Here is a 16,509-nt window from a genome sequence, read left to right on the forward strand (position 1 = left end):
CCAGAGGGTCTTCAGGAGGCGAGGAAAGATGAGCGATCAGAGCGTCGACGCGGTGCTGGCTGAGGTGGCGGAGCTGCTGCCCACCCTCCGGGACCGGGCGCAGGAGACGGAGGACGCGCGCCGGATCCCGGCCGAGTCCATCAAGGCGCTGCAGCAGAGCGGCTTCTTCCGCCTGCTGCAGCCGAAGCGCTACGGCGGTTTCGAGGCCGATCCGGTGGCGTTCTACACCGCGGTCAAGATGCTGGCGAGCGCCTGCGGTTCCACCGGCTGGGTCTCCTCGATCCTCGGCATCCACCCGTGGAACGTGGCCCTCTTCGACGACCGCGCGCAGCAGGAGGTGTGGGGCGAGGACCAGGACACGCTGATCTCCTCGTCGTACGCCCCGATGGGCAAGTCGGAGATCGTCGAGGGCGGCTACCGCCTCTCGGGCAAGTGGAGCTTCTCCTCCGGCTGCGACCACGGCACCTGGGCGCTGCTCGGCGGCCCCGCGTTCAAGGATGGCAAGCCGGTCGACTTCCTGACCTACCTCGTGCCGATCAGTGACTACACGATCAACGACGTGTGGCGCACCGTCGGCCTCCGCGGCACCGGCAGCAACGACATCGTGGTGGACGACGTCTTCGTCCCGGCGCACCGCGCCCTCAGTTTCCAGCTGGTCAGCAAGTGCAAGGGGCCGGGCCAGGAGGTCAACACCAGCCCGCTCTACAAGCTGCCCTTCGGCTCGGTGCACCCGTCCACGATCACCGCCCCGATCATCGGCATGGCGCAGGGCGCCTACGACGCCCACGTCGAGCATCAGCGCAAGCGTGTGCGCGCCGCCTACGCGGGCGAGTCCGCGAAGGAGGATCCGTTCGCCATGGTCCGCGTGGCGGAGGCGGGCAGCGAGATCGACGCGGCGTGGCTCCAGCTGATCTCCAACATCAACGAGGAGTACGCGCTGGTCAAGGCCGGCGAGAAGATCCCGTTCAACCTGCGCCTCAAGGTCCGTCGCGACCAGGTGCGCGGCACCGAGCGGGCGATCTTCGCCGTGGACCGCATGTTCGAGAACTCGGGCGGCCGCGCGCTGGCCGAGGGCACGCCGATCCAGCGGTTCTGGCGCGACGCCCACGCCGGCCGGGTGCACGCCGCGAACGATCCCGAGCGCGCCTACAAGATGTTCGGCACCGGCGAGTTCGGCCTGCCCGTCATGGACGGGATGGTCTAGGCATGCCGGACACGGACGTGGACGTCCTCAAGGAGGGGAAGTTCGCCACCACGGCGGCCGGCCTCACGCTGCACTATCACGAGGCCGGCGAGGAGAACCGCGCCAACGGCACCGTCGTGCTGCTGCACGGCAGCGGCCCCGGCGTCTCCTCGTGGAGCAACTTCGGGCGCAACATCCCGGTGTTGGCGCAGCGCTTCCACGTGCTCGCCGTCGACCAGCCGGGCTTCGGCCGGTCCGACAAGCCGACCGAGCACCCGCAGTACTTCGTGCACAGCGCGACGGCGCTCGCGGGCCTGTTGGACACGCTGGGCATCACGGGACGCGTACACCTGGTGGGCAATTCGCTCGGCGGCGGCACCTCGGTGCGGTTCGCTCTCGACTTCCCGGAGCGGGCGGGCCGGCTCGTGCTCATGGGCCCGGGCGGCCTCAGCGTGAACACCTTCGCGCCGGACCCCACGGAGGGCCTGCGCACCCTGCAGAAGTTCTACGCCGCTCCCAGCAAGGAGCGGCTCGAGGACTTCCTGCGGATCATGGTCTTCGACCAGAAGATGATCACGCCCGAGCTCGTCGAGGAGCGCTTCGAGCTCGCGCTCGACCCCGAGGCGATCGCCGCGTTCAAGGCCATGGGCAAATCCTTCGCGTCCGCGGACTACGAGAAGGGCATGCTCTGGCGCGACGCCTACAAGCTGCGCCAGCCCGTGCTCATGATCTGGGGCCGCGAGGACCGGGTCAATCCGCTCGACGGTGCCCTGCTCGCGCTCAAGCAGATCCCGCGCGCCCAGCTGCACGTCTTCGGGCAGTGCGGCCACTGGGCGCAGCTCGAGAAGTTCGACGAGTTCAACCGGCTCACGGCCGATTTCCTGGCCGGCTGACAAGGAGAAACAGGTAGATGGCGATCAAGGCCCTCGGGTACATGCGCATCGAGGCCACCGACATGGCGGCCTGGCGCGAGTACGGGCTCAAGGTGCTCGGGATGATGGAGGGAACGGGCAACGACCCCGATTCGCTCTACCTGCGCATGGACGACTTCGCGGCCCGCCTGGTGATCGTGCCCGGCGAGAAGGACCGGCTGCTGGTCTCCGGCTGGGAGGTCACCGACGCCCTCGGGCTCCAGGAGCTCCGCGACACCCTCAGCGCCGCGGGCGTCGCCTTCGAGGAGGGCACCAAGGACGAGAAGACGGAGCGCCGCGTCGAGGGCCTGATCCGCTTCCAGGATCCGGCGGGCAACACGCTCGAGGCCTTCCACGGTGCGCAATACCTCGGCCGACGCTTCGTCAGCCCGTACGGCCACCGGTTCGTCACCGGCGAACAGGGGCTCGGCCACGTCGTGCTCACCTGCACGGACGACGCGGCGGCGCAGGAGTTCTACCAGGGCGTGCTCGGCTTCCGGCTCCGCGACTCCATGCGGCTGCCCCCGCAGATGGTGGGGCGCCCCGCGGACGGCGACCCGGCGTGGCTGCGCTTCTACGGCTGCAACCCGCGCCACCACGCGCTCGCCTTCCTGCCCCTGCCCAACCCGACGGGGATCGTCCATCTCATGGTGGAGGTGGAGAACTCCGACGACGTCGGCCTGGCGCTGGATCGCGCGAACCGCAAGAAGGTCAAGATGTCCGCCACCCTCGGCCGGCACATCAACGACAAGATGCTGTCCTTCTACATGAAGACGCCGGGCGGCTTCGACATCGAGTTCGGCTGCGAGGGGCTCGAAGTCGAGAACGACGACTGGATCGCACGGGAGTCGACCGCGGTCAGCCTCTGGGGCCACGACTTCTCCATCGGCTTCAAGGAGCAGTGATGACCGCCCCCGTGATCGAACCGCTCGACTACCGCACCGCGATGGGGCACTTCTGCACCGGCGTCACGGTGATCACCGCCGCGGACGACGAGGGGCCGGTGGGCTTCGCCTGCCAGTCCTTTTCGGCGCTGTCCCTCGACCCGCCCCTGGTCCTGTTCTGCCCCATGAAGACTTCGGGCGCGTGGCGCACCATCGAGCGCACCGGGCGGTTCGCCGTCAACGTGCTCGGCGAGGGCCAGCAGGACGTCAGCTCGGTCTTCGGCTCTCGGCACCCGGACAAGTTCGGGGCGGTCGCGTGGAAGCCCTCGCGCACCGGTTCGCCGCTGCTCGACGGTGCGCTCAGCTGGATCGACTGCGCCGTCGAGACGGTGCACGACGGCGGCGACCACCACATCGTGATCGGCCGGGTGCTCGAGCTCAGCGCGCCGAACGCCGGGCGGCCGCTGCTCTTCTACAAGGGCCGCTACACGCAGACGGTGACCGATCCCGGCGAGGCCCTCCCGCGCACCCTGTCGCTGGACTCGTTCCTCACCTGGCCCGTCGGCGACGACTGGATCTGACCCGAACCCGCCGTGGCGCAGTGCCCTTCCTGGTAGTCAGGAAGGGCACTGGCGTTCGTACGAGGAGATGACATGACGGAGCGGATCACCGCGCTCGACCTGCCCGCGGGCGAGCTGAGCGAGGGCACGCGGAAGTACTTCGAGATCTGCCGCGAGAAGCTCGGCATGGTGCCGAACGTCCTGCAGTCGCTGACCTTCGACGAGGCCAAACTGCGCGCCTTCAGCGACACCTACAACGACCTCATGCTCGGCGACTCGGGCCTGAGCAAGCTCGAGCGCGAGATGATCGCCGTCGTCGTGTCCTCGGTGAACAAATGCTTCTACTGCCTCACCGCGCACGGCGCGGCCGTGCGGGAGCTGTCGGGCGACCCGGTCCTCGGCGAGATGCTGGTGATGAACTTCCGTGCGGCCGAGCTGCCGGCGAAGCAACGGGCCATGCTCGAATTCGCGGAGAAGCTCACGGAGGCCCCGTCGAAGATCGACGAGCCCGACCGGCAGCGGCTCCGCGACGCCGGGTTCACCGACCGCGACGTCTACGACATCGCCAACACCGCGGCCTTCTTCAACATGACCAACCGGCTCGCCTCGGCGATCGACATGCGGCCGAACTCGGAGTACCACTCCGCCGCACGGTGACTCAGTCGGCGGGCAGCGCCGCGGTGAAGTAGCCGATCGTATCGGCCATGAGCGACGCGTCCGCGGGGACGGTGTCCTGCACGCCGTAGCTGCGGCCCAGTTCCACCGGGTTCCCCGCCCGGGTGACGGTCCAGCCCTGCGCGGTGAGGAATTCGGCCGGATCGGAACGGTCCTCGTCGGCGACGAACAGCGACGTCACGTCGAAGTCGCCGAGGGGATTCCCCTTCTGCGAGTACTTCTCCGTGATCGCGCGGAAGCCGTCGAGGTCGAGCGGTCCGTTCTGGCCCTCCACGGCGACCCGGCTCCCCGGCGCGGAGAGTTCCACGATCCGCTCGAAGAGCAGTACCTGCGCTGCGGCGGGCAGGTAGGGGAGCAGGCCCTCCACGAGCCACGCCGTCGGTGCGGCACCGTCGAACCCGGAGGACTGCAGCGCGGCAGGCCAGTCGTCGCGCAGGTCGACGGGCACGTGCCGGAGCCCGGCCGCGGGCGCCGCGCCGCGCTCGGCGAGCGTCGACTCCTTGAACGCCAGGACCTCCGGCTGGTCGAGCTCGTAGACGACGGTGCCGGCGGGCAGGTCGAGCCGGTAGGCGCGGGAGTCCAGTCCCGCCGCGAGGATGACGATCTGCCGCACGCCCGCCGCGACCGCGGCCGCCACGAAGTCGTCGAAGTAGCGGGTGCGCACGCCGAGATGGCGAGTCGCGGCCATCGGATTGCCCGCGCCGTCACCGGCGTCGGCCAGGGCGATCGCACGGGGATCGCCCGCGGCCTCGAGGAAGACCCGCGCGAACGGGTCGCGCGCGAGCGCGTCGGCGCGCTCGGTCTCCACGGCCCGCGCCGCGGCGACCAGCAGGGCCGTGAAGCCCACGCTGGTCGTGATGGTCCAGGTGTCGCCGTCCGTGCGCGTGGTGTCCGACATCCGCGTTTCCTTTCACAAGTAGTTCGTCTACGAAAGTACCTTGCGTCCGGAGGTCCGGCAAGAACATGTTTCAGGAATGCGCCAGCTCCCGGCGGGCCAGGTGGTGCGCCGGATCGCCGAACAGCTGCGACGAGGAGTGCGCGCGCTTGAAGTACAGGTGCGCATCGTGCTCCCAGGTGATGCCGATCCCGCCGTGCAGCTGGATCATCTCGGCCGCGACGGCGCTGAACGCCTCGGAGCAGTAGGCCTTCGCCGTCGCGACCGCAAGGGCCGCGTCCTCGTCGCCGCGGTCGAGGGCCTCGCCCGCCGCGAGGGCCGCGGACCGGGCCGACTCGACGAGGACGAACATGTCCGCCATCCGGTGCTTGAGGGCCTGGAAGGAGCCGATCGGCCGACCGAACTGCACTCGGGAGCCCGCGTACTCGACGGTGATCGCGAGGGCCTGCGCCGCCGCGCCGGCCTGCTCGGCCGCGAGGACCGCGCACGCGACGTCGAGCGCGCGGACCAGTGCGGCGCGCGCGCCGTCCCGGAGGAGGCGGGCGGGTGGACCGTCGAGGGCCACCTTCGCGAACCGCCGGGTCGGGTCCATCGCCGGGGTGTGCCTGCGGGTCGTCGCGGAGCCGTCGACGAGGTACAGCTCGTCGCCCGCGACGACGAGCAGATCGTCGGCGCAGTCACCGTCGAGGACGAATCGCGCGGTCCCGGTGAGTCGCCCGTCGGTCGCGGTGATCGGGCGTGCGGCGAAGTCGTCGCCGGCGAAGGCGACGGCGGCGATCCGCTCGCCGCTCGCGAGACCGGTCAACAGCTCGGCCTCGTCGGTGTCGGCCAGCAGCGCCGTCGCGAGCACAGCGGAGCCCAGGAAGGGCGACGGGACCAGGTGTCGCCCCAGTTCCTCCGCCACCGTCTGCAGCGCGCGCACCCCCGCGCCGACGCCGTCGTGCGCCTCGGGGACCGCCAGCGCGGCGACGCCGACCTGCTCGCACAGCACCGACCACAGGCCGCGGTCGTAGCCCTCGGCGGAATCGATCGCGGCGCGCAGCGCCGCCGGCGACCACCGCCGGTCGATGACGCTGCGGACCGCGGCCGCCAGATCGTCCAGTTCCGAGCTCATCGCGCCGCCTTCCGGACCGCGTCGAGCACCGTCGCGCGGTGCTCGGCCTGGGTTCCCCACGCCGACTGCAGGGCCCGGACCTTGGTGATCCACAGGCCGAGGTCGTACTCCGCGGTGTAGCCGATCGCGCCGTGCACCTGGAGCGCGGTCCGCGCGGCCAGGTAGGCGGCGTCCGCGGCGGCCACCCGCGCCGCCGCGACGTCGCGCGCGGGATCGAGATCGACGCCGCGGGAGGCGTTGCCCGACAGCGCCACGGCCGCTCCGCTCAGGAGTGGCGCCGCCAGCTCGAGCCGCGTCGCCACGTCGGCGAGGAGGTGCTTGATCGCCTGGTACTCGCCGATCGCCTTGCCGTACTGGGCGCGGGCCTTCGCGTACTCGACGGTGTCGTCCAGCAGCCGCCGCCCGGCGCCGAGCAGCTGCGCCGCCACCGCGAACGCCCCCGCCACCTCGCCCGATTGAACGACGTTCTGGAGATTGCGACCTGGGGTTTCTCCCTCCAGAACGTCGTTCAATTGCGGGGGGAAGAGGCGCCGGGTCCGGTCGACCGAGCCCAGAGGGGCGGTCGACGGTGCCTCCACCGTCGCGATCGCGCCGTCGGCGCCCACGACGAAGCGGAGGTCCGCGACGTCGGCGTCGAGCAGGAACGGGGTGCGCGGCGCGAGGGCGACGGTGCCGATCGCGCCGTCCGCGAGGGAACGAAGGTGCCCGGGGTCGCTGAGCAGCGCGGGCAGCACGGCGATGGACTCGACGACCGGTCCGGGCACGCCGTGATAGCCCAAGGCCTGGAAGGCGACGGCGAGATCGACGGGGTCGCCGCCGACGCCGCCGTGCTCCTCCGGGATCGCGAGGCCGGTCACGCCGAGGTCGGCGAGCGCCGCCCAGACCTTCCGGCCGGGGCTGTTGTCGCCGTCGGCCCACGCGCGGGCCGCGGCCACCACGCCGGCCCGCGAGAGCAGATCGTCGAGCGACTCCGTGAAGGCCGCGTTCTCCTGCGACGGTGCGAATCTCATCGGGCTCCCCGAGGTAGGCCGAGGAGACGCTCGGCGATGGTGTTGCGCTGGATCTGGTCGGTGCCGCCGTAGATGGGGCCCGCCAGCGAGAACAGGTAGCCGGCCGGCCAGCGCCCCTCGTCGGGAGCGGATTCGCCGGTGAGTTCGCCGCGCGGGCCGAGCAGGTCGAGGGCGGTCTCGTTGAGCGCCACGTCCAGGTGGCTCCAGAACAGCTTGTTCACACTCGATTCCGGGCCGAGCTCGCCGCCGTCCTGCAGGCGGGTCACGGTGCCGAAGGTGTACAGCTGGTACGCGCGCGCCCCGATCCAGGCGTCGGCGACGCGCTGCGCGTCGGCGCTGGAGGTGTCGCCGTCCTCGCGCTCCCACAGGTCGACGAGGGCGTCGGCGGCCGAGAGGAAGCGACCCGGGCTGCGCAATGAGAGACCGCGCTCGTTGTTGGCCGTCGTCATCGCGACGCGCCAGCCCTGGCCGGGCTCGCCGATCACGTCGGCGTCGGGCACGAAGACCTCGTCGAGGAAGATCTCCGCGAAGCCGGGCTCGCCGTCGAGCTGGGGAATCGGACGCACGGTCACCCCCGGCGCACGCAGGTCGAACATCAGGTAGGTCAGACCGCGGTGGCGCTCCGACCCGGGCTCGCTGCGGAACAGGCCGAAGGCACCGTCGGCGAAGGCGGCGCGGGAGCTCCACGTCTTCTGACCCGAGAGCTTCCAGCCCCCGTCGACGCGCGTCGCGGTCGAGCGCAGCGAGGCGATGTCGCTGCCCGCCTCCGGCTCCGACCAGGCCTGCGCCCACACCCGCTCCGAGCGGGCCATCGCCGGAAGGATCCGGGCGCGCTGCTCGTCGGTGCCGTGACTGAAGAGGGTGGGCGCCAGCATGAACAGGCCGTTCTGGTTCACCCGCAGCGGTGCACCCGCGGCGTAGTACTCCTCCTCGAAGATCACCCACTGCAGCATCGTCGCGTCGCGCCCGCCGAACTCGGCCGGCCAGGAGACCGCGGCCAGCCCGGCGTCGGCGAGCTTCGCCTCCCACGCGCGATGCGCGGCGAAGCCCTCGGTGGTGTCGAAGGAGGGGAGGGGCTCGGCCGGCACGTTCGCGGCGAGCCAGGCGCGCACCTCGTCGCGGAAGGCGACGTCGGCGTCGTCGAACTCGAGGTCCACTATTCGGCCTTCCGCGCGGAGTCGCCGGTCGCGCTGCGCGCTCCGGACGCCATCGATTTGGCGCTCTGTCCGCCGAGGGAGTCGCCGCCGGAGACCTCGGCGTTGTGCGCGTGCGCGAAGTGGTGCAGGCCGAACACCGAGTCCATGCCGGCCCGCATGCCCATGAGGTCCTCGCACTGGTTGACGGCCTTCTTTGTCAGTGCCAGGCCGAAACTCGGCATGTCCGCGATCCGCTCGGCGAGCGCGAGCGTCTCCTCCTCGAGCTCGCTGCGGGGCACGACGCGGTTGACCATGCCCCACTCCTTGGCCTGCTGCGCCGAGAAGCGGTCACCCGTGAACAGGAACTCCTTGGCGGCCCGCGGACCCATGACCCACGGGTGCGCGAAGTACTCGACGCCGGGGATACCCATGCGCACCACCGGGTCCGAGAAGAAGGCGTCGTCCGAGGCGACGATGAGGTCGCAGCTCCACGCCAGCATCAGCGCGCCCGCGATGCAGGCCCCCTGCACCGAGGCGATCACGGGCTTCGGGATCTCCCGCCACCGCCGGCACATGCCGAGGTACACCTCGGACTCGCGCGCGAAGCGCTGGTCGCCGCCCTCGCGACCCACGTGATCCCACCAGAGCACGGCCTTGTTCTCGAAGTGCTGGTCGACGTCGCGGCCCGGCGTGCCGATGTCATGCCCGGCCGAGAAGTGCTTCCCGTTGCCCGCCAGCACGATCACCTTGACCGCCGGGTCCTCCACCGCGCGCACGAAGGCGGCGTCGAGCGCGTAGGTCATGGCCGAGTTCTGCGCGTTGCGGTACTCGGGACGGTTCAGGGTGACCACGGCGACGGGGCCGCGCACCTCATAGGTCACCACCTCCGCCTCGGTGTTCGCGTCGGGGGCGGGCGTGCTGTCGGTCATCGCTTCTCTCCTGCTGCAGGGGCGGGCTCGCCGCGCAGGACGCGCTTGAGCACCTTTCCGGTCGCGTTGCGCGGTAGCTCGCTCACGAACTCCACGCTGCGGGGGACTTTGAAGTTGGCCAGGAACTCCCGGCAGTGCTCGATCACGGCGTCCTCGGTCAGCTCACGTCCGGCGGTGAGCACGACGAAGGCCTTGCCGACCTCGCCGAGGCGCGGCTCGGGGACGCCGACCACGGCGCTCTCGGCGACGCCCGGGATCCGGGCGATCACCTGCTCGATCTCCGCCGGGTAGACGTTGAACCCGCCGTTGGTGAACATGTCCTTGATGCGGTCGGTGATCCGCAGGTTCCCCGCATCGTCCATCGATCCGGCGTCGCCGGTGTGGAACCAGCCGTCGGCGTCGAAGGCCTTGGCCGTCGCCTCGGGATCCTCGAAGTACTCGGCGATCACGTTGGGGCCGCGCACCAGGATCTCCCCGTCGTCCGCGATCCGCACCTCCATGTCGCGCACCGCCCGGCCGGAGGTCGTGGCGATCACCTCCGGGCCGTCGTCCGCCCGGCACATCGTCACGACGGGGGCCTCCGAGAGGCCGTAGGCGGTGAGCACGCGCTCGTACAGTTCGGCGCGCATGCGCTCGATCAGGACGACGGGGATCGTGGCCGCGCCGGTGGTGGCGGCGCGCAGGCTCGACAGGTCGTATTGCGCGCGATCCGGGTGGTCGAGCAGCATCTGGTGCACGGTGGGCACGCCGGGCAGGATCGAGATCCGTTCCCGCTGGATGAGATCGAAGGCCGCCGTGACGTCGAAGGTCTGCGCCGGGTAGATGGTCGCGCCGAACTGGAGCGCGGCGAGCACCCCGGCCTTGTAGCCGAAGATGTGGAAGAACGGGCTCGCGATGAGGTAGCGGTCCGCCTCCGTGACGCCCACCAGTTCCGCCCAGTTCGCGGCGTTCGCCAGGGTCTGCGCGTGGGTGCTCATCGCGCCCTTGCTGCGGCCGGAGGTGCCGGAGGTGAAGAAGATGTCCGACGGGTCGTCGGGTGTGACCGCGGCGGCGGCACCGTCGAGCTCGGTGTCGGCGATCCGTGCACCCCGTGCCGCGACACCGTCCCACTCCGGCAGGCGGAGGACGGCGGCGATGTCGCCGGGGAGGCCGCCGGCGGTCGCGATGACGAGCTCGAGCCGGTCCACTCCGAGGAACGGGCCCGCCACGACGAGGCCCCGTGCCCGCGTGCGCACCAGCAGGTCGACGATCTCCGGACCCGTGTAGCGGGTGTTGACGGGGACCAGGACGGCGCCGATGTACGCGGCGCCGAGCGCCGCCTCGATCCACTCGTGTCCGTTCGGCGCGCAGACGGCGACGCGGTCGCCCCGTCGGATCCCCTCCGCGAGGAACGCCCGGGCGACGTCGCGGGCGCGACGGTGCAGATCCGCGTAGCTGATCCGCAGGTCTCCGTCGACCACGGCGGTGTGCTCGCCGAAGCGCTCCGCGGCGTCGCGCAGCGCCGCTGCGATGGTGCGTGACATGCGCAAACCCTTCTGCCTAGCAAGTGCTTGGTAGAACACGTTACAGTGCGAGTCGAGTCTGTGTAACCTGATTCCACCAAGCAATTGCTTGGTGGAATGGCGAAGGGAGTGCCGTGGCCACGGCGAGCGGCGAGACGGACGCGGAATTCCGGGCGCGGATCCGCGACTGGCTCGCGACCAACCTGTCCGGCGAGTTCGCCGGACTCCGCGGCGCGGGCGGCCCGGGGCGCGAGCACGAGTTCTTCGACGAGCGCGTCGCCTGGGAACGCCACCTGGCCGCCGCCGGGCTGAACTGCATCGGCTGGCCGGCCGAGAACGGCGGCGGCGGGGCCAGCATCGCGCAGCAGGTGATCTTCCACGAGGAGTACGCCCGCGCCGGCGCGCCCGCCAAGGTCTCGCACCTCGGCCAGGAGCTCCTGGGGCCCACGCTCATCGCCTTCGGCTCCGACGAGCAGAAGGCGCGCTTCCTGCCCGCCATCCGCGACGTCCGCGAGCTGTGGTGCCAGGGCTACTCCGAGCCCGGCGCCGGCTCCGACCTGGCGAACGTCAGCACCACGGCGCGCCTCGAGGGCGACGAATGGGTCATCTCCGGACAGAAGGTCTGGACCTCCCTCGCGCACGTCGCCGACTGGTGCTTCGTGGTCGCCCGCACCGAGCCCGGCTCCGCCCGCCACAAGGGCCTGTCCTACCTGCTCGTCCCGATGGACCAGCCGGGCGTCGAGGTCCGGCCGATCGTCCAGCTCACCGGCACCTCGGAGTTCAACGAGGTCTTCTTCGACGGTGCCCGCACCGCCGCCGCCAACGTGGTCGGCGAGCCCGGCGAGGGCTGGCGGGTCGCCATGGGGACGCTCGCCTTCGAGCGCGGCGTTGCCACCCTGGGCCAGCAGATCGGCTTCCGCCGCGAGCTGCAGACCCTCACCGACCTCGCCCTCGACACCGGCGCGGCCGACCGCCCCGAGGTCGCCGACGCCCTGCGTCGCGCGTGGACCGAGCTCGACGTGATGCGGGCGCACGCCCTCCGCACGCTCGGCTCCGCCGAGACCGGCACCGCCGAGGTCGCGAAACTGCTGTGGGCCAACTGGCACCGCCGGCTCGGCGAGATCGCGATGACGGTGCGCGGCGCCGCCGGACTGCTCGCCGACCCCGAGCTCGACGACTGGCAGCGCCTCTACCTGTTCACCCGAGCCGACACGATCTACGGCGGCTCCAACGAGATCCAGCGCAACATCATCGCCGAGCGCGTGCTCGGCCTGCCGAGAGAGGCCCGCCCGTGAGTGCCATCCCCGCACCCCCGTACCCCCAGGGACGCAACCTCGTCGAGGACAAGGTCGTCGTCGTCACCGCGGCCGCCGGCACCGGCATCGGCTCCGCGACCGCGCGGCGCTGCCTCGAGGAGGGCGCCCGCGTCGTCATCTCCGACTGGCACGAGCGGCGACTGGGCGAGAAGCGCGACGAGCTCGCCGCCGAGTTCGGCGACCGGGTGCACGCGATCACCTGCGACGTCACTGTCGAGGAGCAGGTGCAGGCCCTGCTCGACGGTGCCGCCGAGCGCTACGGCCGGATCGACGTGCTGGTCAACAACGCCGGCCTCGGCGGCAGCGTCGCCGTGCAGGACATGACCGACGAGCAGTGGTCGCGCGTGCTCGACGTGACCCTCACCGGCACCTTCCGCGCCACCCGCGCCGCCATCAACCGGTTCATCGCGCAGGGCGGGGGCGGGGTCATCGTCAACAACGCCTCCGTGATCGGCTGGCGCGCGCAGGCCGAGCAGGCGCACTACGCCGCCGCGAAGGCGGGCGTGATGGCTCTGACCCGCTGCTCCGCGGTCGACGCGGCGCCGCACGGCGTCCGGATCAACGCCGTCTCGCCCAGCATCGCGATGCACGCCTTCCTCGCGAAGGTCACCTCCGACGAGCTGCTCGACGAGCTCTCTCGCCGCGAGGTCTTCGGGCGCGCCGCCGAGCCCTGGGAGGTCGCGAACGTGATCGTCTTCCTCGCCTCCGATTACAGTTCTTATATGACCGGCGAGGTGGTCTCGGTGAGCAGTCAGCATGCGTAGTCCGTGTCCTCCCTCCATGCCCCTCGAGGTGGTCTCGGTGAGCAGTCAGCATGCCTAAGCCGGACCCGTCCGCGCGCCGCGCGGAGGTCCTGTCCCTGAGCGCGAAGCTGTTCGCGGAGAACGGCTACCGCGCGACGACCGTGCGCGACATCGCCGACGCCGCGGGGATCCTCTCGGGGAGCCTGTACCACCACTTCGACTCCAAGGAGTCGATGCTCGACGAGATCCTCCGGGACTTCCTCGACCGCCTCTTCGGCGAGTACCGCGCCGTGCTGGCGACCACCCTGGCCCCGCGGGACCAGCTGCGCGGCTGCGTCATCGCCTCCTTCGCGGCGATCGACGCGAGTCCCGACGCCGTGGCGATCTACCAGGCGGAGGCGCGCGGCCTCGCGCAGCAGGAGCGCTTCGCGTACATCGCCGACTTCCTGCAGGAGTTCCGCTCCATGTGGCGCGGCATCATCACGCGTGGTATCGAATCCGGTGACTTCCGAGCGGATCTCGACGTCGACGTCACCTACCGCTTCCTCCGCGACACCGTCTGGGTCGCGGTCCGCTGGTACCGACCCGGCGGGCAGCTGTCCGTGGGCGCGGTCGCCGACCAGTACCTCACGATCCTGGAGCACGGGATCGCCAGCCCTGACAAGGAGCAGTCATGACCGATCTCGCCCCCGGCGCCTACATCCTGGACGCGGTGCGCACCCCGTCCGGCAAGCGCGGCGGTTCCCTGTCGACGGTGCACTCCGCCGACCTCGGCGCACACGTGCTGCGCGCCTCCGTGCTGCGCTCCGGCGTCGACCCGCAGCTCGTCGACGACGTGATCATGGGCTGCTGCGACACCATCGGCCCGCAGTCCGGCAACATCGCCCGCACGTCCTGGCTCGCCGCCGGCTTGCCGGAGCACGTCCCCGGGGTCACGGTCGACCGGCAGTGCGGCTCGAGCCAGCAGTCCGTCCACTTCGCGGCGCAGGCGATCCTCTCCGGCACCGCGGACGCCGTCGTGGCCGCCGGTGTGCAGAACATGAGCGCGATCCCGATCAGTGCGGCGATGCTCGCGGGCCGCGAGTACGGGTTCGACGATCCGTTCTCCGGCTCGGTCGGCTGGCGCGAGCGCTACGGCGACGTCGAGGTCTCGCAGTTCACCAGCGCCGACATGATCGCCACGAAGTGGGGCGTCTCCCGCACCCGGATGGAGGAGTTCGCGCTCGCCAGCCACGAGCGTGCCATCGCCGCTACCGACGCGGGCCGGTTCGAGGCGGAGATCGCCCCCGTCGGGGACTTCGCCATCGATGAGACGCCCCGTCGGGGGACCACGCTGGAGAAGATGGCCGGTCTCGCCCCGCTCGCGGAGGGATCGGCGATCACGGCCGCCGTCGCCAGCCAGATCGCCGACGGCGCGGCCGCCGTCATGGTGGCCTCCGCCGACTTCGTCCAGCGCCACGGCCTGCGGCCCCGGGCGCGGATCCACCACATCTCGGTGCGCGCCGCGGACCCGGTGTGGATGCTCACGGGCCCGATCCCCGCCACGCAGTACGCACTGCAGAAGACGGGGCTGACCGTCGCCGACATCGACCTCTTCGAGTGCAACGAGGCCTTCGCCTCCGTGCCGCTGGCCTGGATGGACGAGCTGGGCATCCCGCACGACAAGGTGAACGTCAACGGCGGTGGGATCGCTCTGGGGCACCCGCTGGGCGCCACCGGGGCGAAGCTGATGACCACGCTGTTGCACGAGCTCGAGCGCCGCGGCGGCCGGTACGGCCTGCAGACGATGTGCGAGGGCGGTGGCACCGCCAACGTCACCATCATCGAACGGATCTAGCGGAGCACGTAGCCGAACCCGCGCACGCTGTGCACATGGCACCACCCCGGGGTGTCGATCTTCCCGCGCAGGCGTTGGACCGCGTTGTCCACGATCCGCGACTTGCCGTGGAAGCCGTGCCCCCCCGCGAGCGTCAGGAGCGATTCGCGCGACTGGGGCACGCCGCGCCGCTCGGCGAGCGCGATCAGCAGTCGGAACTCGGTGGCGGTGAGCGGGATCGGCTGCCCGTCCCGGCTGACGGTCTGCCGGCGGACGTCGATGCGGAGCCCGCTGGGCTCGACCACGATCTCCGAACCGGACCCCTCGTGCGTATCGCAACTGAGTGAGCAGACGGCGCCGGCCGTCCGCGAACGGCGCAGGATCGCTCGGAGCCGCGCGTCGATCTCCCGGCCGGTGACCGGCAGCGCGACCACGTCGTCCGCGCCGACGGCGAGGTCGGCGACGGTGTCGACCTCGTCGTGCCGGGAGGCGAGGACGAGTAGGGGGACGCCCGTCGCGCGCCGGACATCGCGGCACGCGTCGGTCCCCGCCGCGCCGTCCGCGGCGACGATGACGGCATCCGTGGCCGCGAGGGCGGGTGCGGGGAGCGGCGATGCCAGCGCCGATTCCGTGACCTGATGCCCGAGTGCGCGAAGGGAGTCACCGCCTCGCCGAACTCGGTCCCCGGGTGTCGGCGTGAGGTACAGGATCTGCACTGGGCAACCTCCTCGATCAGTGCGAGATAGCAAAGTGACTATACCCATGTTCCCCTTTGCTACGCGATGTCATGGTTCGACGGGGTGGTCGCCCGAGGTTGCTCGGATGGATTCCGGCGGAGAAGCGACCCTGACGCCAAGTGAACGGATGTTCTCGAAAGGCTGCCTGATTCGCACAGGACAGGCCGTTCATGGCGAGATGGCGGTTCCGGTGTCGAGCGCGTGAAGATTGTTGCAGAACGGCCGCGGGCCGCCGACTTCTGTCGCAAGCGGCGGCGATAGTAAAGATTCGTGTTGGTGAATAGTTCGACGGCGTGCTTCGGTGAGTCATCTCGAACGAGTGGACACGAAGGAGTCGAAGAGTGAGACGTTTCAGCGTCGTCGCAGCGGGGGCCGTCACGGTGACCGCGATGATGTCGGCGGCCGTCGCCGGCCAGGCCGCAGCCCAGATCACCCCGCAGAACCCGTCCGGGCCGGTGAAGGGCGCGACCCAGAGCCTGAGCTCGCCGGAGGGGCTGCGCGCGAAGATCGCCCTGAAGGATCTGAAGGCGAAGCTGTTCCCGCCGCTCGCGGGCGACAACAAGTCGCGGCTCGCGTACGTGGACGGCAAGGCGGAGGGCACGATCCAGGCGGGCAGTTCCGATGCCGCGTCCGTCGAGGTCGGGTACGTCGTCGCGTGCGGCGTCAAGGACGGCGGCTTCGAGTCGTGGATCGGGAGCAATCAGACCATCGGCGCCGCGGGCGCACTCGCGGGCAGTATCCCGGCGGCGGGCGCGGCCCTCGTCGGTGTCGGCGGGTCGCTGGGCCTGACCCAGAACCAGGTCATCAAGACCGCGCCGGGCGCGATCGTCTACCTGCCGGTGGGCACCAAGGATATCGACAAGCCGAAGGCCGGGGAGACGTTCGGCGTGCGGTTCGGGGAGAAGCGGGTGAGCATCGAGGGCTGCATCGGCAGCGTCGACGCGGTCGCGTACGCGACGCTCAAGGTCTCGTCGCGGACCTTCGACGACTCCAAGACCGTCTACAGCGAGGTCATGCGCTTCGCCTGATGTCGAGACCGGGCCGGCGGCGGGGGTCCTCCGCAGAATCCGCCGCCGGCCCGGGTTCCGTTCCCCGGCC

17 protein-coding genes are annotated in these 16,509 nt (G+C 70.9%); 10 read left to right on the forward strand and 7 right to left on the reverse strand.

Annotation, left to right across the window (positions count from 1 at the left end; all coding sequences use genetic code 11):
• Positions 1 to 28 precede the first annotated feature (28 nt).
• The 5 genes from hsaA (at position 29) to WFK95_RS12330 (ending at position 4,195) form a co-directional block, all read left to right on the forward strand.
• Positions 29 to 1,204, forward strand: coding sequence for a 3-hydroxy-9,10-secoandrosta-1,3,5(10)-triene-9,17-dione monooxygenase oxygenase subunit (hsaA, locus tag WFK95_RS12310; RefSeq protein ID WP_224645383.1), 1,176 nt, complete (start codon positions 29 to 31; stop codon positions 1,202 to 1,204).
• 2 nt (positions 1,205 to 1,206) lie between these two features.
• On the forward strand, positions 1,207 to 2,076 hold the full coding sequence (gene hsaD / locus WFK95_RS12315; protein ID WP_224645382.1) for a 4,5:9,10-diseco-3-hydroxy-5,9,17-trioxoandrosta-1(10),2-diene-4-oate hydrolase: 870 nt from the start codon (positions 1,207 to 1,209) through the stop codon (positions 2,074 to 2,076).
• 17 nt (positions 2,077 to 2,093) lie between these two features.
• Positions 2,094 to 2,999: an iron-dependent extradiol dioxygenase HsaC gene (hsaC, locus tag WFK95_RS12320; RefSeq protein ID WP_224645381.1), complete on the forward strand. Its 906-nt coding sequence runs from the start codon at positions 2,094 to 2,096 to the stop codon at positions 2,997 to 2,999.
• Positions 2,999 to 3,559, forward strand: a complete 561-nt coding sequence (gene hsaB, locus WFK95_RS12325) for a 3-hydroxy-9,10-secoandrosta-1,3,5(10)-triene-9,17-dione monooxygenase reductase subunit (protein ID WP_224645380.1) — start codon at positions 2,999 to 3,001, stop codon at positions 3,557 to 3,559. The genes hsaC and hsaB overlap by 1 nt, the downstream gene beginning before the upstream one ends.
• A gap of 72 nt (positions 3,560 to 3,631) precedes the next feature.
• Complete coding sequence (locus WFK95_RS12330) at positions 3,632 to 4,195, forward strand: peroxidase-related enzyme (protein WP_336670889.1); 564 nt, start codon at positions 3,632 to 3,634, stop codon at positions 4,193 to 4,195.
• Between the two features lies 1 nt (position 4,196).
• On the opposite strand, the gene WFK95_RS12335 is transcribed toward WFK95_RS12330, so the two are convergent.
• From WFK95_RS12335 to WFK95_RS12360, 6 genes are all read right to left on the reverse strand, one after another.
• Positions 4,197 to 5,111, reverse strand: a complete 915-nt coding sequence (locus WFK95_RS12335) for a class I SAM-dependent methyltransferase (RefSeq protein WP_336670890.1) — start codon at positions 5,109 to 5,111, stop codon at positions 4,197 to 4,199.
• 70 nt (positions 5,112 to 5,181) lie between these two features.
• Positions 5,182 to 6,222 (reverse strand): acyl-CoA dehydrogenase family protein, encoded by a 1,041-nt coding sequence (locus tag WFK95_RS12340; RefSeq protein ID WP_336670891.1) that lies wholly within the window; start codon positions 6,220 to 6,222, stop codon positions 5,182 to 5,184.
• On the reverse strand, positions 6,219 to 7,232 hold the full coding sequence (locus WFK95_RS12345) for an acyl-CoA dehydrogenase family protein (protein WP_336670892.1): 1,014 nt from the start codon (positions 7,230 to 7,232) through the stop codon (positions 6,219 to 6,221). Before WFK95_RS12345 ends, WFK95_RS12340 begins: the two co-directional genes overlap by 4 nt.
• Positions 7,229 to 8,389 carry an acyl-CoA dehydrogenase family protein gene (locus WFK95_RS12350; protein WP_336670893.1) on the reverse strand — a complete coding sequence of 387 codons (1,161 nt, stop codon included), beginning with the start codon at positions 8,387 to 8,389 and terminating at the stop codon, positions 7,229 to 7,231. Before WFK95_RS12350 ends, WFK95_RS12345 begins: the two co-directional genes overlap by 4 nt.
• On the reverse strand, positions 8,389 to 9,297 hold the full coding sequence (locus WFK95_RS12355) for an enoyl-CoA hydratase (RefSeq protein WP_336670894.1): 909 nt from the start codon (positions 9,295 to 9,297) through the stop codon (positions 8,389 to 8,391). Before WFK95_RS12355 ends, WFK95_RS12350 begins: the two co-directional genes overlap by 1 nt.
• On the reverse strand, positions 9,294 to 10,820 hold the full coding sequence (locus WFK95_RS12360; RefSeq protein ID WP_336670895.1) for a FadD3 family acyl-CoA ligase: 1,527 nt from the start codon (positions 10,818 to 10,820) through the stop codon (positions 9,294 to 9,296). Before WFK95_RS12360 ends, WFK95_RS12355 begins: the two co-directional genes overlap by 4 nt.
• Before the next feature lie 113 nt (positions 10,821 to 10,933).
• On the opposite strand from WFK95_RS12360, the gene WFK95_RS12365 reads away from it, so the two are divergent.
• The 4 genes from WFK95_RS12365 to WFK95_RS12380 are packed head-to-tail and all read left to right on the forward strand — an operon-like array spanning position 10,934 to position 14,695.
• The gene (locus tag WFK95_RS12365; protein WP_336670896.1) at positions 10,934 to 12,094 is read left to right on the forward strand and encodes an acyl-CoA dehydrogenase family protein; all 1,161 of its coding nucleotides are present in this window, start codon (positions 10,934 to 10,936) and stop codon (positions 12,092 to 12,094) included.
• Entirely contained in the window at positions 12,091 to 12,879 is a 789-nt protein-coding gene (locus WFK95_RS12370) for an SDR family oxidoreductase (RefSeq protein WP_336670897.1), read from the forward strand. Before WFK95_RS12365 ends, WFK95_RS12370 begins: the two co-directional genes overlap by 4 nt.
• Positions 12,880 to 12,929: 50 nt before the next feature.
• Positions 12,930 to 13,535: a TetR/AcrR family transcriptional regulator gene (locus WFK95_RS12375; protein ID WP_336670898.1), complete on the forward strand. Its 606-nt coding sequence runs from the start codon at positions 12,930 to 12,932 to the stop codon at positions 13,533 to 13,535.
• Positions 13,532 to 14,695 (forward strand): acetyl-CoA C-acetyltransferase, encoded by a 1,164-nt coding sequence (locus tag WFK95_RS12380; protein WP_224645368.1) that lies wholly within the window; start codon positions 13,532 to 13,534, stop codon positions 14,693 to 14,695. Before WFK95_RS12375 ends, WFK95_RS12380 begins: the two co-directional genes overlap by 4 nt.
• Here WFK95_RS12380 and WFK95_RS12385 read toward each other — a convergent pair.
• Positions 14,692 to 15,390 (reverse strand): response regulator transcription factor, encoded by a 699-nt coding sequence (locus WFK95_RS12385; protein ID WP_336670899.1) that lies wholly within the window; start codon positions 15,388 to 15,390, stop codon positions 14,692 to 14,694. The genes WFK95_RS12380 and WFK95_RS12385 overlap by 4 nt on opposite strands.
• 362 nt (positions 15,391 to 15,752) lie before the next feature.
• On the opposite strand from WFK95_RS12385, the gene WFK95_RS12390 reads away from it, so the two are divergent.
• Positions 15,753 to 16,439, forward strand: a complete 687-nt coding sequence (locus WFK95_RS12390) for an MspA family porin (RefSeq protein WP_336670900.1) — start codon at positions 15,753 to 15,755, stop codon at positions 16,437 to 16,439.
• Positions 16,440 to 16,509: the final 70 nt, after the last annotated feature.

The organism is Tsukamurella sp. USMM236 (assembly GCF_037148755.1).
Classification (GTDB): Bacteria; Actinomycetota; Actinomycetes; order Mycobacteriales; family Mycobacteriaceae; genus Tsukamurella.

What these genes read in the sequence shown, in the direction of transcription:
- WFK95_RS12375 (WP_336670898.1), top strand. Translation starts at nt 12,930, where the DNA reads ATGCCTAAGCCGGACCCGTCCGCGCGCCGCGCGGAGGTCCTGTCCCTG.
- WFK95_RS12330 (WP_336670889.1), top strand. Translation starts at nt 3,632, where the DNA reads ATGACGGAGCGGATCACCGCGCTCGACCTGCCCGCGGGCGAGCTGAGC.
- hsaA (WP_224645383.1), top strand. Translation starts at nt 29, where the DNA reads ATGAGCGATCAGAGCGTCGACGCGGTGCTGGCTGAGGTGGCGGAGCTG.
- WFK95_RS12360 (WP_336670895.1), bottom strand. Translation starts at nt 10,820, where the DNA reads ATGTCACGCACCATCGCAGCGGCGCTGCGCGACGCCGCGGAGCGCTTC.
- WFK95_RS12345 (WP_336670892.1), bottom strand. Translation starts at nt 7,232, where the DNA reads ATGAGATTCGCACCGTCGCAGGAGAACGCGGCCTTCACGGAGTCGCTC.
- hsaB (WP_224645380.1), top strand. Translation starts at nt 2,999, where the DNA reads ATGACCGCCCCCGTGATCGAACCGCTCGACTACCGCACCGCGATGGGG.
- hsaC (WP_224645381.1), top strand. Translation starts at nt 2,094, where the DNA reads ATGGCGATCAAGGCCCTCGGGTACATGCGCATCGAGGCCACCGACATG.
- WFK95_RS12355 (WP_336670894.1), bottom strand. Translation starts at nt 9,297, where the DNA reads ATGACCGACAGCACGCCCGCCCCCGACGCGAACACCGAGGCGGAGGTG.
- hsaD (WP_224645382.1), top strand. Translation starts at nt 1,207, where the DNA reads ATGCCGGACACGGACGTGGACGTCCTCAAGGAGGGGAAGTTCGCCACC.
- WFK95_RS12380 (WP_224645368.1), top strand. Translation starts at nt 13,532, where the DNA reads ATGACCGATCTCGCCCCCGGCGCCTACATCCTGGACGCGGTGCGCACC.
- WFK95_RS12340 (WP_336670891.1), bottom strand. Translation starts at nt 6,222, where the DNA reads ATGAGCTCGGAACTGGACGATCTGGCGGCCGCGGTCCGCAGCGTCATC.
- WFK95_RS12335 (WP_336670890.1), bottom strand. Translation starts at nt 5,111, where the DNA reads ATGTCGGACACCACGCGCACGGACGGCGACACCTGGACCATCACGACC.